The organism is Okeania sp. SIO3B5 (assembly GCF_010692555.1).
GTDB lineage: Bacteria > Cyanobacteriota > Cyanobacteriia > Cyanobacteriales > Microcoleaceae > Okeania.
The window spans coordinates 21708-38545 of sequence record NZ_JAAHHG010000047.1 but is presented as its reverse complement, the minus strand read 5'-3'; the positions used below and the strand labels follow the sequence as shown (position 1 = coordinate 38545).

The 16838-nt window shown below is 35.8% G+C and carries 12 protein-coding genes and 1 pseudogene; 8 read left to right on the top strand and 5 right to left on the bottom strand.

Annotation, left to right across the window (positions count from 1 at the left end; translation table 11 throughout):
* Nucleotides 1-122 precede the first annotated feature (122 nt).
* From F6K54_RS09365 to F6K54_RS09355, 3 genes are all read right to left on the bottom strand, one after another.
* Entirely contained in the window at nt 123-1337 is a 1215-nt protein-coding gene (locus tag F6K54_RS09365; protein WP_293076770.1) for a DNA double-strand break repair nuclease NurA, read from the bottom strand.
* A gap of 1112 nt (nt 1338-2449) precedes the next feature.
* Complete coding sequence (locus F6K54_RS09360; protein ID WP_293076768.1) at nt 2450-2623, bottom strand: hypothetical protein; 174 nt, start codon at nt 2621-2623, stop codon at nt 2450-2452.
* Nucleotides 2581-3396 carry an HAD family hydrolase gene (locus tag F6K54_RS09355; protein WP_293076766.1) on the bottom strand — a complete coding sequence of 272 codons (816 nt, stop codon included), beginning with the start codon at nt 3394-3396 and terminating at the stop codon, nt 2581-2583. The genes F6K54_RS09360 and F6K54_RS09355 overlap by 43 nt, the downstream gene beginning before the upstream one ends.
* Nucleotides 3397-3645: 249 nt before the next feature.
* Here F6K54_RS09355 and F6K54_RS09350 point away from each other — a divergent pair, with 249 nt between their 5' ends.
* The 3 genes from F6K54_RS09350 to F6K54_RS09340 all read left to right on the top strand — a co-directional run bounded on the left by F6K54_RS09350 (nt 3646) and on the right by F6K54_RS09340 (nt 6759).
* On the top strand, nt 3646-4977 hold the full coding sequence (locus tag F6K54_RS09350; RefSeq protein ID WP_293076764.1) for a transposase: 1332 nt from the start codon (nt 3646-3648) through the stop codon (nt 4975-4977).
* 113 nt (nt 4978-5090) lie between these two features.
* Nucleotides 5091-5555, top strand: coding sequence for a hypothetical protein (locus tag F6K54_RS09345; RefSeq protein WP_293076762.1), 465 nt, complete (start codon nt 5091-5093; stop codon nt 5553-5555).
* 418 nt (nt 5556-5973) lie between these two features.
* Nucleotides 5974-6759 (top strand): DsbA family protein, encoded by a 786-nt coding sequence (locus tag F6K54_RS09340; RefSeq protein WP_293076760.1) that lies wholly within the window; start codon nt 5974-5976, stop codon nt 6757-6759.
* A 469-nt stretch (nt 6760-7228) separates the two neighbouring features.
* Here the strand turns inward: F6K54_RS09340 and rpe are convergent, their stop codons facing one another.
* Complete coding sequence (rpe, locus tag F6K54_RS09335) at nt 7229-7939, bottom strand: ribulose-phosphate 3-epimerase (RefSeq protein ID WP_293076758.1); 711 nt, start codon at nt 7937-7939, stop codon at nt 7229-7231.
* Between the two features lie 1873 nt (nt 7940-9812).
* On the opposite strand from rpe, the gene F6K54_RS09330 reads away from it, so the two are divergent.
* From F6K54_RS09330 to F6K54_RS09310, 5 genes and pseudogenes are all read left to right on the top strand, one after another.
* Entirely contained in the window at nt 9813-10184 is a 372-nt protein-coding gene (locus F6K54_RS09330; RefSeq protein ID WP_293076757.1) for a hypothetical protein, read from the top strand.
* Between the two features lie 271 nt (nt 10185-10455).
* A complete protein-coding gene (locus F6K54_RS09325) occupies nt 10456-11871 on the top strand; it encodes an LCP family protein (protein ID WP_375341959.1) in 1416 nt (471 codons plus the stop codon).
* An 840-nt stretch (nt 11872-12711) separates the two neighbouring features.
* A pseudogene (locus tag F6K54_RS09320) lies at nt 12712-14181 on the top strand (IS5 family transposase).
* 306 nt (nt 14182-14487) lie between these two features.
* The gene (locus F6K54_RS09315) at nt 14488-14613 is read left to right on the top strand and encodes a hypothetical protein (RefSeq protein WP_293076755.1); all 126 of its coding nucleotides are present in this window, start codon (nt 14488-14490) and stop codon (nt 14611-14613) included.
* A gap of 45 nt (nt 14614-14658) precedes the next feature.
* Nucleotides 14659-14784, top strand: coding sequence for a hypothetical protein (locus tag F6K54_RS09310; RefSeq protein WP_293076753.1), 126 nt, complete (start codon nt 14659-14661; stop codon nt 14782-14784).
* A 1340-nt stretch (nt 14785-16124) separates the two neighbouring features.
* Here the strand turns inward: F6K54_RS09310 and F6K54_RS09305 are convergent.
* Complete coding sequence (locus tag F6K54_RS09305; RefSeq protein ID WP_293076751.1) at nt 16125-16343, bottom strand: hypothetical protein; 219 nt, start codon at nt 16341-16343, stop codon at nt 16125-16127.
* Between the last annotated feature and the right edge of the window lie 495 nt (nt 16344-16838).

Sequence of the window (16838 nt, the reverse complement as noted above, 5' to 3'; positions counted from 1 at the left end):
TGTTGGTAGGTCTTGTCTTTGCCCCCTAAATCCCCCAAAATTGGGGGACTTTGAGAAGCAAATTGAACTCTTGTTCCCCCCAAACTTGGGGGGCTAGGGGGGCAAATTTCAGTTTAACTTCATCAAGCAATACTCCCCCGCTTCCGAGTCTCCTTATAAGAAGTTCCCACATTTTTCAAACCTGCTTTAATCATTTCCTGCTCCAATAAAGCAAAGAAACTCGCCCGATCGCCTCCTCTAACCACTGCCTGATTATGAGCTTCTGCCAATACCACCGGATAACCATAACCTTTTTGCACTTGAGCCAACATCATTCCTAACACTAATTCCAACATTTCTTCATCCTCAGCCACCCATTCCGGCATATCAATTCTGGCAACTTCCGTACCAACATTCACATAACAAAAATAGATAATATTATCTCCATATAAATCCAAAATTCTAGCGGAAGATTGCCATAAAGGACTTCTTTGCCCTGGTTGCAATATGGAACCCCAAAATACCACATCTCGCAAAGGTTCAAATGACTGACAAGGTGCTTTTTCGGTAAAACCAAACCCGCCTAACCCAACATTCGGACAATTACTAACACAGTCAGGTTCATCATAAATACAAGCCTTTAACCGCAAAAAAGATAAACTTTCACTACTGCGAGAAGCACTCAAATAACCAATCAAAGGAATACCCGCTAACTTTAATTTATTCCAAGCATCTAAAATCGGATTTAAAATTCTATCCCGTGCTTCAGAAGGCAAAGATTCTAAGAACCAATAAATCAGAGAACCATCAACCATTGCTAATATTGGGGAATCTAAATTATCAGGATTATTTTTCCTCCATTCACAACCCAATTCTGCCAAAACCAAAGCCTCAGAAATAGTCCGTCGATAACCCATCCATTCTTCAGTTTTAATTCCCCATTGTCGAGAAATATAAAGGTCATCTGCTTGATAAAAAATTTCTGGAATACTATCTAAAAGTGGATAAATACTTTCACCATAATTCAACATTACTCGCCCAATATTTAGCAAATAACAATAGGCTATTTCATGGTGACTTGGTGCTATTTGAGAACCGTCTGTAGCAAATACAGTATGATTTTTTGGAGGAGGATTAATTTGGGGATAAGTATCTAAAAATTCTATAGGAATAGCCGGATTAAAAAGTATGCGATCGCTCCAACTTTCTTCTAACTCTAATAATTCTTCTTGTTCATTTTTTGCCTCTTTTAGTAATTGTTGAGCTATTTCCAATCTATTTTGTGCTGCCATTGCTTCTGCTGTGAGATGTTGGCTCATCCCTTGCATTTGTTTCGCTAGTTTTGTTAGGTCTAGCATAGTTTTTATTTCCTATTTTTAGAGAATTGAGTAATTAGTAAGGAAGAAGTAAGAAGGAAGAAGTAAGAAGGAAAGAAGGAAAGAATCAATAGTGACATTGAAGAAAAAAAGGTAAAAATAATAGATATAGCAATATAGCTATCTAAAATAATCTGACAAGATACAGCTTTTTATCGCATTCTTTTTTTCAAGCTGGTATTAAACTTTGAATAACTTGGTCATTTCAGTTATCAGTTAGCCTCCTAATGTCGGAACTACGTTAAGTACTTGGACAGAATTAATTGTGCATTTTTGATTGCTATGTCATAGAGTTATCAAAGGAGCAACAATAAATTTATATACAAATAATTTTGTCTACTTACTTAACGGTACTTCTGTAATCAGGAGGTTTGACATCCATCAGGAATACTCTCTTTTTTATCCCCTTAAAAGGGGAGGCTTTAGACCACAATTTTTCGGTAAAAATATATAGATATAGCTATCTAAAATGAATTGCATAAGCTCTTTTTAAGTATCTCCGATCGAGATGCAGCTTTTTGTAGCATTCTTTTTTCAAGGTAGTATTAAAATTTAATAACTTGTTCATTTCAGTTAGTCAGTTATCAGTATCTCTCCAGAAAAGAGGGATTAGGGAGCAGGGAGAAAAAATTGATAAAGTAAGAGTGAGATAATTAATTTGATTTTTTATTATTGGAAATGTCTAATTTAGGATTGTTATACTATTTCTCAAATTTACAGCATATTCCAAGTATATGAAATACAGAGATTGACAATCAAATTTTTGTAGTGCGGGCATCTTGCCCGCGATTGGTGTACCTTACCAAAGTGGAATCTGCTTTCATTAATGGATAATGGATAATGGATAATGGATAATTACCTTTCCCTAAAAGGGATAGGATTGACTAAAAAGAAAAAATTTATTTTTTTCCCCTTGCAAAGGGAGGCTTTCAACCTGAATTATTTAATTATTTAATTATTTAATTATTAATTCTTCGGTAAGTTTTTTCCTAAACTTCAAGCAGTCTTCCTCTTCCTTCTTTCCTCAAACTTTCCATGTAGAAAATTCTGACAAAACTGAGCAGGATAATACTATTCAAATTTAAGTTTTTTTCCTAACCTTCAAGGGGTCTTCCTCTTCCTTCCTTCTTAATTTCTTCCTTCTTAATTTCTTCCTTCTTCCCTCTTCCCTCTTCCTTCTTCCTTCTTCCTTCTTTCCTCAAACTTTTTTCCTTTTCCTTCCTTCTTAACTTCTTCCTTCTTCCCTCTTCCTTCTTCCTTCTTTCCATAGGGAAAAATCCTGGCAAAACTGAGTAGAAGATAATAAATTAATAGGAGGATATTGAGTTACAGAATCTCGTTCTTTCTGAGTATTGTAACCCCAATCTGCTAAAAATAATTCTACTTCTTTTAAGTCCGATTGTTTTTGCACAGATAGTAAAGTTTTCAATCTATCTTCAACAAACCAAATAATTGTTCCTGCTCCTGATGCTGCTAATAACATTCTCAGAGTTTCATATTTAGGACGCTTACATTCTTTGCCAATAATATCCGTTTCTGGTAAATTCACACCTTGTTTTTGCAGGAGCGATCGTACAAACCGCCCCTCTTTAGTTGTCACAATAACTGGTTTAACTTCTGACACTATCAACTGCTTTAACTTTTCTACTACCCCTGGATAAAACTCATGCAAAGACAACCATCCTTCTAAATCTTTCCCTATCCATTCATCTCTAGTATTATCTAGACAACTACCAATTTCCCCTGGATTTTTATTCTCCTCAGTCACAATCTTTGTAGCGATCGCTTGCCATTCCCGTAAAATTTTTTCTTCTTCAATACCTAATATTAAAGCCCGAATCAAAACAGGCATTTCCCAGCCAATTTCAATTACCGGACGTAATCGATAAAACTGTTCTGCCAAATCATTATTTGGTATTTGTTCTAATGGTTGCCAAATTTGACAGTAGGTGCGCCAGGCCGTTTGAAAATATTCAACCAGTCCATTGCATAAAACGCCATCAAAGTCAAGAGCTAGAAGAGTAGGAATTGTTGTTTGCATAGTTTAGCTGTTTAAATCAAAAGTTAAAAATTAAAAGTCAAAAGTAAGACAGCTTCATCGCTGTTACCTACCCTATATAGATTTTACCGTCTTAGATGTTGCATTTTTTAACAAAACTATGTTTTTACCAGATAGCTTCCGCTCAAAGCCCCCGTGTTTTAATGAAAACGAGGGAGTCGTTTAGACTAGACAACTTGAGTTGTCCTGTGCTATTGTTATGGACAATAAGTTTTCCAACGCCTTTTTGAAATGTACTGTTGTCAACAAGTTTTAGTAGGTAAAAATCCTGAATTAATTGCAACTTTAACATTCTTATGTGAACAGTCTCACAAGCTAACTAACATGGGAATATATTATGGTCGGCAATTATATTTTAAGTCTCAAAAAGGTATTGGTAAGTTTGACTTAGAAAAGGTCTACAAAAACAACAACCACTATAAAGTTTTACATTCTCAAGCAGCACAACAAGTATTGAGTACTGTAGCTGAATCATTTAGGTCTTATTATAGTCTAATTAAAGCCTATACTGAAGGTAAAATTGCAGACAGACCTAGAATACCTAACTATAGAAAAAAAGGAAAAGGAGGATTAGCTACAGTTAGTTATCCGGCTCAAGCATTAAAGCTCAAAGGTAATCAAATTAGAGTACCGCTAGGTAATACCTGTAAACGCTGGTTTGGTTTAGATTGCTTTTATATTCCTATGCCGAGTAATCTCGAATTTAATGCTCTTAAAGAATTGAAAATTCTACCAAGAAATAGATATTTTTACTATGAATTTGTCTATGAAAAAGAAGTAGTTAAACCTCAATTAAATCAAGAAAATGTATTAGGAATTGACCATGGTGTCAATAATTGGTTGACTTGTGTATCTAATGTCGGTACGAGCTTAATTGTAGATGGTAAACATCTCAAATCAATGAATCGTTGGTACAACAAACAGATATCAACTATCAAAGAAAATAAGCCTTTGGGATTTTGGTCAAATAAACTAGCTGCTATTACTGAAAAACGTAACCGCCAAATCCGTGATGGTATCAATAAAGCAGCCAGAATAGTAATTAATCATTGTTTAGAACATGAGCTTGGTACAATTATTTTTGGTTGGAATAAAGGTCAGAAAAATGAAATAAAATTAGGTCATAAAAAGAATTCAGAATTTGTACCAATTCCGACAGCTAGACTTAAAGAAAGAATAGCTCAATTGTGTTCTGAATATGGAATAATATTTATAGAAACAGAAGAAAGTTATACAAGTATTGCTTCGTTTTTAGATGGTGACTATCTGCCTAATTATGGTGAAAAACCCAATGATTGGAAACCATCAGGAAAAAGAATAAAGCGTGGTTTGTATAGGAGTGGTAATAATTGTTTTGTGAATGCAGACTGTAATGGGGCTGCAAATATTATCACAAAAGTAAGCAGAAAGCTAGGATTAAACTTAAGCCGACTGTGTAGGGGCGCTTTGACTTGTCCCCAAAGAGTTTATCTTTGGTCAGCTAAGAACAAACGAAGCAACAAGGATTTATCGGTGTTGCGTAGTCTCAACTTAGAATCCCCTTGGCTTCAGTCAGGGGAGTAGTCAAAGGTTTATTAAAATTTAACAATTAAATAAACAAACAAAGACCAATAACAAAAATTGGTGGTTTTAATTATCAAGTGATAAATCAATTTCAATAATGGAGATGTAAAGTTATGAGCACTAATGGAAATATGACAGAAACTAATAAAACTACCGATACTAGCAGTAAAACTACTACTCAAAGTAATCAGCCAACAAAATTGGATCAAGGGTCTCAACAACGTACCACTTTACAAGTTGAGACCAAACCAGTACAAGAAAAGCAAGCACAAGAATCTCAAGTATCTGGAAAATTAGCCTTACCTGGAAATCGTCCTATTGGCACAACTAATCTTAAGTATACTCAAACAATTTCTAATCGTCCTGTAGTTTCAACAGGTCTTGAAGTTCATCATACAATGTCCGCTTCTGGAATTCGTCCAGTTGTCTCTAGTGGATTAGAATTTAATAGTACTATTACTGCTTCTGGAGTTCGCCCTGTAGGTACTAATCATTTAGAAGTTAGTCAAACTTTGATGAATCGTCCAGTTGCTTCTAATCAGATTGATAGTGAAGGTTTGATGGGTTTTTTAGATTAGAATTTAACCATTTTCTACTAATTTAGAAAGTGTTTATATAGATACTTGATTAAGTTTGTTTGTCAAAATTTAGAATATTTTGGCAAACTATAATGGATAATGGATAATTAATAATTAATAATTAATAATTAATAATTAATTATAGTCTAAAGCCTCCCCTTTTAAAGGGAGAAAAGGCGGTCGAGGGATGGCTAGGTCTCCTCGCCATATCCATGATACCAAGAGAAAAAAAGAATATTCGCCAAGGTCAAGCCTCCTTATTGTAGAAGTACTGATAACTTATAACTGATAACTGAAATGACCTCTTATTGAAGCAGATAATTTTCACAAAAAGTATTTTTTTTGTTGATTTCTTTTTCTTCAAATAAAGTTACTATTATATTATATTCATAATTTTGTTGACGTTAAATTGAGGACTATGATTAATTATTCTACTAGATTTAATCTACATAACTTGAAAGTTTTATGCTTCATAGCAATATTCAGTATAGTTGTTGCCATTAGTGGTTGTACTCCATCAGTTCAATCAACTGCTACTCAAGTAAATTCAGAAGAATTAGAACAACAAGTATTACAGATTATTCGTAATAATCCAGAAGCAATTATTGAATCAGTACAAGCTTACCAACAACAACAACAGGAACAACAACAAGCTAGTAACCAAGAAGCATTAAAACAGTTTAAAACCAATCCTCAAGCCAAAATTGGTAATTCACCAACTTTCGGTTCTACCGAACAAAAAATTGTGCTGTTTGAATTCTCAGATTTTCAATGTCCTTTCTGCTCCAGAGTGCAAGGAAATCTTAAAGAATTTATGGATAAACATCAAGATAGAGTAACTTTAGTATTTAAGCATTTACCTCTAATAAGAATTCATCCTCAAGCTATTCCAGCAGCAAGAGCAGCTTGGGCAGCTCAACAACAAGGTAAATTCTGGGAATATCACGATGCTTTATTTGAACAACAAGATAAATTAGGTGAAGAGTTCTATATCGAAATTGCTAATAACTTGAACTTAGATATAGAGAAGTTTAATAGGGATCGGCAATCTCAGGAAGCAATTAATTCAATTCAAGAAGATATTCAACTAGCTCAAGAAATTGGTGCTTCTGGTACACCTTTCTTTGTGATGAATGGAGAAACTTTTTCTGGTGCAGTAAAACTGTCAGATATGGAGAAGTTTTTGGCTAAAGTTAGTAATTGAAGAAGGCAGAAGGCAGAAGGCAGAAGGCAGAAGGGAAAGAAAGGTTCAAAGGGAGAAAGTTTTTTGATTACGCTATTATCCGGAAATGATACAGCATACTTCGGGCAAATGAAGTACAGGGTAAATGATGAAAATATTGTAGTGCGGGCATCTTGCCCGCTTTGGGGTGTACCTCATAGCAACGGTAAGCGCTGTATTAGTCGGTAGATATTTTGCCTAGTCTTGTATAGCAATGTGCGCTGGCATATTTACACATTATTTTTTGTAAACCTTTTCTAGACTGTACTGTAAGCTAGACATTGTAAATACCTGAGCGCTCATTGCTATAAGAGGCAAAAAAGTGTTAAAAAAAATTGAATTTTGACTTTTGCGAGAGCTTTAAATCAATCTCAACCAAAGAGAATTAAAAATGGATTGTACAACCCATTTTTAATTTTAATAATTTTTTATTAAATTGTATTTTTTGTGATTAAACAGTAACTAACTCAGGTTCAGGAACAGGACGCTTACTGTTACGAATACCACTAATTGCCTCTGCATAATCATCAGCTTTAAACACAGCAGAACCTGCAACAATAGCATTAGCACCAGCTTCTAACACCTGCCAAGTATTATTAGTCTTAAGGCCACCATCAACTTCAATCCAAGGATCGAGTCCTCTTTCATCACACATTTCACGAAGCTTACGAATCTTAGATACCACTCCAGGAATAAAACTCTGGCCTCCAAAACCAGGGTTAACACTCATAATCAACACCAAGTCACACAAATCTAAAGTATATTCAATTAATTCTAATGGTGTAGAAGGATTAAGAACTACACCAGCTTGCTTACCCAACTCTTTAATTTGGCCTAGAGTTCGGTGTAAATGGGGTGAAGCATTATGTTCAGCATGAACAGATATTATATCTGCACCAGCCTTAGCAAAATCTTCAACATATTTCTCTGGCTCCACAATCATTAAATGGACATCAAGAGGTTTTTGAGTAACAGGGCGAAGTGCTTGGACAATTAATGGACCAATAGTAATGTTAGGTACAAAACGGCCATCCATAACATCAACGTGAATCCAGTCAGCACCAGCTTGATCTACGGCTCGTACTTCATCTCCAAGACGGCTAAAATCTGCTGATAATATGGATGGGGAGATAACAATAGGTTTTTTCTGGGTAGTGGTCATAAGGGTAAATGTTCTCCTGCTATTCTCTGTTGCTGTAAATTTTAACACTAATTTAATAATTTGCTCTCAAAATATATATGTAGTATTGAAATTTGAGTTCTGAGCGAAAATTAAATGTTTATATAGACTTCTTGGAGAAGCCAGGGAATAGGGAACAGGGAATAGTTGGAAAAACGTTTCCTAGTCTAAGATTCATCATTTGCATAAGTCCTAACCAATTCTTTCTTAGCTATAATTAGGGTTTGCTGAAAAAGTCTTTTTTCGTAGGGGTAGGAGACAGGAGACAACCCACCCCTAACCCATCCCAGGAGGGGAAGACAGCTATACTGGAGAAATGGTTCGGGAGCGAGGAGGTAGGAGCGGGCGTTTTGTCCCAAGATTATTCTGCCCAACTATGCTCCTAAAATACGCTCCTTTTTGAGCATGAAGAGCTGAAAATCAGACACTTTTTAAAGGTCCAAAAAAGGTTAAATCCTTTATATGTCAATGCTTTTATATTTATTCAGCAAACCCTAATTAAAACTTTTGCCAGAGGTCTAATTTGACATCCTCCCCGGCCTAAAGGCGCGGGGATTCCTACTAAGCCGTAGCTCCTCGGCGGGTTGACGCTTTGCTTCGCATAGCTGTCGCTAACACCGGGTGCTGCTTCCTTGGCAGTAGTCTAACGCTTCCCTCCACGTCCGCGCACGAGTTTCCGAGTGCCCCCCGGCAACTAATGACACAATAGCATATATTCAATTCACTTGCATGCTCAAATAAAAAGTTGCCCTACAAGGGCGAGGCTTTAAACCCAATTTTTCGGTAAAAGTAAATAAAGCACAGGAAAAAATAGAAAATTGTACGATTTTACTAAAGTTATTGGCAATAAAAAATTTGACAAATTCGTTTGAGAATTCATATGGAAAGGCTGTATATTGATTTATTGTTGGAGCAAGCAACTTTTATTCAGGAGTATTATTATCCAATTTTTGTCATAGTCTAAAAAAAAATATTGGCAATTTTCTGTTTGTTTGATTAAATATTTACTTATACAGAATAATGGTAAGCATTCAGCCGTCAGCCATCAACTATCAGCTATTACTTTTAGTTTAGGAGAAAAGCAATATTTAACTGTCTTACTACAAAAGTTGCCTCCCTTGCCCTTAAAGTAAGTTGTTAATTTAAACACCGTCCTTTAAGGAGAGAGTCTTGTTGCTGATAGCTGAAAGCTAATAGCTGAATGCTTACGAATAATGATAATTTTGGTGGCTAAAAAAAAGTATTTTTGAGAGAATCAACAATATAGCTTTTTTACCAAAAAAAAGGGTCTAAAGCCTCCCTTTTTTAGCCGAATTATGAATACCCCTTTCATTACTTAGGGTTTGCGGAAAAAGTCTTTTTTAAGGAGTAGGGGAGTAGGGGAGTAGGAAAGTAATTTTTTTTTGCCCAACTTTTGCCTAATGGTACTTAAACATTTCCTGGTCGAAAAAATGCGTCAAAGCCACTCTAGACAACGGAATTACGTCGATGCCCTAAAAATGGCTAGAACCCGTGCTTATTCAGGATTTATACCTTTTTGACGTAAAAGCCTTTGCTAGTCTATATTTGAGCCTATTTTCTGGCTCTATTTTGTTTAAGTCCCACTAAAATGGTAAATTTTTAAGCATGAACAACTGAAAACCAAGGTATTTCAGACCCAAAAAGGCTAAAACCTTTATCTGGTAATTATTTGAGATTTAATCAGCAAACCCTACTTGTTCCCTAACAACCAGTAAACGAAATAATCTGTAGGGACGTTGCATGCAACGTCCCTACTATTCCCTATTCCCTGTTCCCTGTTACCTGTTACCTATTCCCTAAGCACGAAAATCATAGCTAAATTCACCAACGCCAAATGAGAAATACTGAGAAACTGGAAAATTCTGACATAAAGCGTCTACAACTATTTTTGTTAGTCACCCCAATATTAGGTTTATTCCCCGCAATATGGATTTTGTATCGTCAAAACGGTAGTCCACAACATAGAGCAGCCAGCAAATTAGTTATTACTTTAACCATGATGTGGATCTTGGGCAATATTTTATTACAACCAGGGACTGAAGTTGGGGAATCTGGGACTATCACACTGTTATTAATAAATAGCCTACTAACTACTAGCTACTTCATCATAAGTTTCGGCCTAATGGTTCGTATTTGGAAAAAACAACCATTATGGTTACCAGGAATTAGCCGGATAGCAGAAAAAGTGGTAAGTAAACATTTATGATAGTCGAAGATTCTATTGACATACTCCCGATGTTGTGCTTGAGCGACAACGCAGGATTCTTCAACCCGCAAAGGAGTTGCAGTTTATACAGAGGTGATGTCCTCCCCCTGTGTTCTTCTGTTATAACATGGTCGCTTTACCATGCAACGTTCCCTTGCAGGAGAACGCGGGACTTCTCGCTATTTTTTGTTAAACTATTGAAGATTTTAATTTTCAGTACAATTTTTCTGACAATAAACGTTATTTTAATATTTAGTGTGTGAGGAAGCCAGTGCCCGCTAATAATTTTTTACATTCAACCTCTAGAAAACATTCAAAGACAGAAAATCTACAGATACAACCAAGCAAATTTGCTCCAGGACGTTGGTTTGGTCTAGGTTTGGGTTTAGCCGGAGTGGCAATGATTTCTGCAACAGCAGGCGCTCTATTAGCCGTATCTCTTTCCAGCACTCCATTAATGCAACAAAAGCTCTCTCCAGAAGAAGCAGCAGTATTTTCTCAACAAGACCTGGCCAAAAGTAATATGAGATTGCCAGAATTAACCCGGCCTGTAAATATATTGTTATTGGGAATAAAAGTATTAACCTCAGATTTAGAAGAATATCCCCATGATAATGATATAGGATATCACGCTTTGGTTAATTCTTTTAAAGGATTATCTGATACGATGCTTCTAGTAAGGTTCGACCCTAAAAATCAGAAGTTAACTTTGCTTTCTATTCCAAGAGATACTCGTACTTATGTAGAAGATCGAGGCTTAACCAAGATTAATGCGGCGAACTATTATGGAGGACCTGCGAAAAGTGCCAAAGCTGTGAGTGAACTTCTTGGTGGGGTAGGAATTGACCGTTATATTCGAGTCAATGTACAAGGAGTAGAAAAGTTAATAGATGCTCTTGGAGGTGTCACAGTTAATGTGCCCAAAGACATGAAATATCAAGATGATAGTCAACATTTGTATATTAATCTCAAAGCTGGCAAACAACATCTCGATGGCGATCGGGTTCTACAATTTTTGAGATTCCGCTATGATAATTTAGGGGATATTGGACGAGTTCAACGGCAGCAACTTTTAATGCGTGCATTTATGGAACAGTCGGTTAATGTCAAAACTTTATCACGACTACCAAAAATTCTTTCGGTAATTCAGTCTCATATTGATACAAATTTGAGTGTTGAGGAATTAGTAGCTTTGATGAATTTTGCTGCTAAAACTGAGCGCTCTAATATGCAGATGTTGATGGTTCCTGGTGAGTTTAGCAACCCTGAAGAGTATAATGCTAGTTACTGGTTGCCCGATCTGACAACTCTAGATATGATGATTGCTAAACATTTTGATTTTGGTTACGATCGCGAACAATTAGAAAATTATGAGTCTTCTTATATTAGAGTAGCAATTCAAGATAGTACAGATGGTTGGGACTCTGTTGATGAATTAGTAAATTCTCTAAACGATGCTGGTTATTGGAATGTCAAAGTGGCTAAACCTTGGAATTCACCTTTGGAGGTGACTCGAATTATTGCTCAGAAAGGAGATATCAAAGCTGCGCAGGAAGTTCAAAAGTCTCTAGGTTTTGGAGAAGTTTTTGTAGAAAGTACGGGATATTTAAGGTCAGATGTGACTATTCAGTTAGGAAAAGATTGGTTATCAATTCAGGATAAATCTCAAAATTCACGAGATTGGTAGTACAAAAGTCAATTTTTGTAGTCAGGGTTCATCCTTAACCATTGTGGATAGATGGTTTCCTAGTTCTAAGACTTGTTCTAACTTTGGAACTGAATCGCGAATCTCTGTCTTTATCAGAGCGCGTGTTCAATTACGAACACTGCAAATTTAGCTGCGATTGCTCCGCAACGCTAGCGCGAACGAGATTTGTTTGCGTAGCATGACCTAGGAAATGCAGCATTAAATTTAGCTATGGCGGGCAGTTTGCTCCGCAACGCTAGGGCGAACCGTCCGTGACAACCTGTGGACTGGTGAGTGCCGACACTGCCAGTGGAATAGGGAATAGAACAGATAATCATAGATTTCTATAGATTATCGTAGGTTTCTAAGAACGGAATGCAGGAATTAGAAGTAGGCGGTAACAGTGTAACTCTAATTAGGGTTTGCTGATTAAATATCGCGCTTATTGACTGATATTGGTTTGAGCAATTTTAGATCTGGAAAAAGTGTGAGGTTTTCAATGGTAATGGTTCAAAAATTCAGGATTTTGGTCAAGAGTAGGGCAGAACCATCTTGAGAAAATTCTTACTCCTACCTCCTCGCTCCCAAGCCATTTATCCTGTCTTCCCCTCCCCTCCTGGGAGGGGCTAGGGGTGGGTTGGGAGGGGGAGGGGCGAGGGGTGGGTTGTCTCCTGTCTCCTACCTTCACCCATAAGACTTTTTCAGCAAGCCCTAATTAGGGTTTGCTGAATAAATCTAAAAGCATTGACTTATATTGGTTTTAGCCTTTTTAGGTATTGAAAAAGTACTTAGTTTTCAGCTAAAATACATCAAAAACCAGGTATCTATACTGCACAAACCATGTACAGAAAAGTAGGCCAAGGTGACACTACACCAGAAAATTTTGAACTGCCATTCAATGGCCAATTATCCCCAGACAATCGCTCTCGTTGTGATGGTGAATTTAATTTCTTGGGAGAAATATGAAGATAAATATGCGAGTTTATTCTCTGGGAAAAGGGGAGCACCTGCCTGATCTTTTAGAATGGCGCCCTTGGGCGTTAATTATTAAGGAGAAATTAGGTATAAGCGATCGGGAAATAGTAGAACAAATCAAGGAAAACCCTTACTTACAATATTTTATCGGCCTTGAATCCTATAAAAATCAAGCCCCATTTGATGCCTCAATGTTAGTTCACTTTAGAGAAAGATGCTTGTGCAGATTTAATCAATGAAATTAATTCAGAGATGGTGAAAACTCAGAGTGAAAATCAGGAAGATGAAAGGGAAAAAAAACACAAAATTAGAAGAAATCAAGAATGGTCTTGCATCAAGGTAAATTAATCATAGATGCCACCTGCGCCCCTGCCGATATCAGCTATCCGACGGACTTAAATCTATTAAATCAAGCTCTTATTTAAAACTGAAAAAATTATAGATATTCTCTATAAAACCATCAAAAACCAGTTGCATAAAAAACCAATTACTCACCGTCAAACAGCAAGAAAAGAATATTTAAAGGTAGCCAAAAAAAGACGGCCGACTTGTAAGGAAATCAGGAAAGCCATCAAAAAACAACTGAAATATGTTAGTAAAAATTTAAAAACTATAGACCTACTAATAAAGAAAGGTGCGAGTCTAGAAAGTCTTAGTAATAGACAATATAGAACTTTATTGGTGGTGAGTGAAGTATATCGTCAACAACAATATATGTGGGAGAACAAAAAACAACAAATAGAGTCAAGAATAGTAAGTATAAATAAACCTAATGTACGTTCAATAGTGAGAGGAAAAGCAGGAAAAATACAGAATTTGGTGCTAAACTGTCTGCAAGTTGCATAGATGGATATGTATTTTTACACCGAATAAGTTGGGATAACTAAAATGAATCAGGAGATTGAAAAGCGATCAGTTGAAGAGTTTAAAAATTACACAGGTCATTACCCAGAGTCAGTTCATGCAGACAAGATTTACAGGACAAGAGAAAACCGAAAATTCTGTAAAGAGAAAGGTATTAGAATGAGTGGTCCTCCCGTTCGTTGACCACCAAAAAATATTGATAAAGAAAAGAAGAAACAAGCTCAAGAGCGATGAAAGATTGCGGAACCATATTGAGGGCAAATTCGGGCAAGCAAAAAGAGGATTTAACTTGGAGAAAGTAATGACCAAACTTTCGGAAACTTCCACAACTGCGATCGCGTAGCGGAACGGAGTTCTATCGCAATTACTTTTTTAGTAATCAATCTTTCCTCCCTCTTAAAAGAGGCTTTTTCTCTTTTTTTGTACTTTTTTGCTCCAAAAACTGTTTTTGCGATGTGTTTAATAATTTAAAATTATACTTAAATGAATGATGATCACAAAAAATTATCCAACCTTTTCTTTGAATAACAAATCAACTGTTTTCAGACTTTTGAGCGCAAACCCTAATTAGTTGCTCTAGCTACAAACAAGCCTGGTGTGAAACCTCTGCTTGTTAATGGGAAGCCACTAAAAAGCGTCAATCAGCTTTACAACAAGGGAAAAGCGGGCATATCAAAGTGTTCTCAAGGGCCAGAAAAAAACTAGCCGTAAGATTGAAGCGTTAACCTATCACCGAAATCGTTTTGTGGAGAATTTCTGCATAACACCAGTAAATTAGTGGTTGAGTATTTAACCACAAATAATATTGGTACTGTAGTAATTGGAAAAAATGATAATTGGAAACAAGGTGCAAACATCGGCAAAAAAAATAACCAAAATTTTACTCAAATACCACATTTTTAGTTAGTCAAACAGATAACTTATAAGTGTGTGTTAGCAGGAATTAAAGTGATTGAGACTGAAGAAAGTTACACCAGTAAAACTTCTGCACTTGACTTAGAATTGCCAGGAGAGCATGAATTGTATGTAGGTAAACGAGTCAAACGTGGTTTCCAAACTGAGTGCAACTGGTAAAGTGATTAATGCTGACATTAATAGACATCTCCAGAAAAGAGGGAACAGGGAACACCGGAGCTGGGAACAGGGAAGAATAATTGATAATTTATGGATAAGAATTGATTTTATTTTTAATTATTGGAGATGTCTAATACCAAGCGTGAAAAAAGAATGTTACGAATAGTAAGAGCAATAAAAAGACTTTATAGGAAATATCCCTTTAACAAAAAAGATAATTTACGCCCTAAAAAATTGTATTAAAGCGATTCCCATACGACTCCTGAGTTCTGACTCCTGACTCCTAATAAATATCCTAGCTATTTGTAGCAAATATTTATCAATTTGGTATAATGGTAGTCTTCAAATATAAGATAAGAAATTCCTAGGGGCATTTACTGCCGTTTGCGTAGCATTCCGTAGGATGGGAATAGTGAGCTATGCCGAGAGCGCCAGTATTGGTTAATCCAATATCAAGATAAAAACTGTTTCATTTTTCTACAGTTTTTTTCATACGGTGTGGCGTTAAATTCCTCTGTTAAGAGACTAGATGCAATAGAATGCCTACTGGACTGTTTCATCTAAAATGGTGCATTAGGGAGTAGGGGAGTAGGGGAGTGGGGGAGTAGGGGAGATAAAGACACCTAGAAATAAAAATAAGAGTGCACAGTTTTAGCTGTGTCAGTCTACTACCAATATAGGAAATTATAGATTGACATACTCCCAACGCTGCTCTACGAGACAGAGCGGGATTCTTCAACTAGAAAAACCCTGACCGCAGTTTAAATCTAGAAGGACATTTTAGGTGAATTTCTTTATCCTAACAAAACTTTCTGGGCTTTGTTGATTTTGATGATAATTTCAAAGATGACTGAAAACGATAAACAAGCCTCCGCGATCGTAAAAGCAGAAGAATGATATCTATAGCGCTGTGCGCAGGCAACAGGCAACAGGGGAAATGAAAAGCTGTTTGCGCAAGCATTCCGTAGGAATCATATAAGATTTTTAGCTATTGGACACCTGCTGTAATTTGTAAATATACCAGCGCACATTGCTATATTTTTCACAGGATAAGTTGCAAAAAACTACCTGATAAGTCCTAATACTATAACTTAATTCAGTAAAACTATTTTCTGAAATCATTTGTGATTTTCATCAAAAAAAAATTAACAGTAAAAAAATCTAGTTATACCAAGTGTGAAAAAAGAATGCTTAACTTAGGTGAAACTTCAATTACTAAGTAATTAACACAGGTGCAATGACCTTTTTGATGATTACGAGCTAGGAGCAATTATACTTATCTTTATTTCTCCTCAACTCTCCTACTAAAGAAAGAATAACAAACATTTATTGAATTGGTATTATTGAGTTAGGGCAGTTTTACGAATAGAAAGTAAAATTAGTATACAACCAACCTTCAATAACCAAGGAATAAGGTTGAAAAACCATATTAATCCAATGAATCCGATGCATGGTGCTAGCAAGCGAGGAATTCCGTCCAGAGTTTTGACATCAGAATTTAAACTGACAACAATAGCCAGACAAGAAATACTTAAAGGAATTATATAGTTCAGGTTCATGATATTTCTTAATAAGTTTTCGATAATGAGCGATCTAGATAAATAGTATAGCTAAAGATTGAATAAATTCCCACATTTTAGAATTAGTATCTAACTATTAGAAACGGGATTGAGAATATGAAATTAGATCCATTATGATCCATAACTTTAAAAGCTTCATTACCTTTCAATTAGGGTACAATTCTAGCTCAGGATTGCGCAAAAAACATAATTTGTGCCAAAATAAAAATATAGAATAGTTGCAATTACTATATTTCATGTGAAACCGGTTACTTGGGAATAACGGTGAAATCACTGATAAGTTTTCCTGCCTCAGTGGAAGCACGGAGAATTCCAAACTATCAAATTTTTTATATGAAATTTTAGTTCCTCAACTAAAAAAGTCAAAACAGAAACTTGTCAATTTTATTCATCATTGAACGAATAAATTCCTGAAATAATTCAGGAATATTAGCATTTGCAGAAACTAAAGTAGTTAAATTCAGCTATTCAAGG

What these genes read in the sequence shown, in the direction of transcription:
- F6K54_RS09340 (WP_293076760.1), top strand. Translation starts at nt 5,974, where the DNA reads ATGATTAATTATTCTACTAGATTTAATCTACATAACTTGAAAGTTTTA.
- F6K54_RS09330 (WP_293076757.1), top strand. Translation starts at nt 9,813, where the DNA reads ATGAGAAATACTGAGAAACTGGAAAATTCTGACATAAAGCGTCTACAA.
- F6K54_RS09365 (WP_293076770.1), bottom strand. Translation starts at nt 1,337, where the DNA reads ATGCTAGACCTAACAAAACTAGCGAAACAAATGCAAGGGATGAGCCAA.
- rpe (WP_293076758.1), bottom strand. Translation starts at nt 7,939, where the DNA reads ATGACCACTACCCAGAAAAAACCTATTGTTATCTCCCCATCCATATTA.
- F6K54_RS09345 (WP_293076762.1), top strand. Translation starts at nt 5,091, where the DNA reads ATGAGCACTAATGGAAATATGACAGAAACTAATAAAACTACCGATACT.
- F6K54_RS09360 (WP_293076768.1), bottom strand. Translation starts at nt 2,623, where the DNA reads ATGGAAAGAAGGAAGAAGGAAGAGGGAAGAAGGAAGAAGTTAAGAAGG.
- F6K54_RS09350 (WP_293076764.1), top strand. Translation starts at nt 3,646, where the DNA reads ATGTACTGTTGTCAACAAGTTTTAGTAGGTAAAAATCCTGAATTAATT.
- F6K54_RS09305 (WP_293076751.1), bottom strand. Translation starts at nt 16,343, where the DNA reads ATGAACCTGAACTATATAATTCCTTTAAGTATTTCTTGTCTGGCTATT.
- F6K54_RS09355 (WP_293076766.1), bottom strand. Translation starts at nt 3,396, where the DNA reads ATGCAAACAACAATTCCTACTCTTCTAGCTCTTGACTTTGATGGCGTT.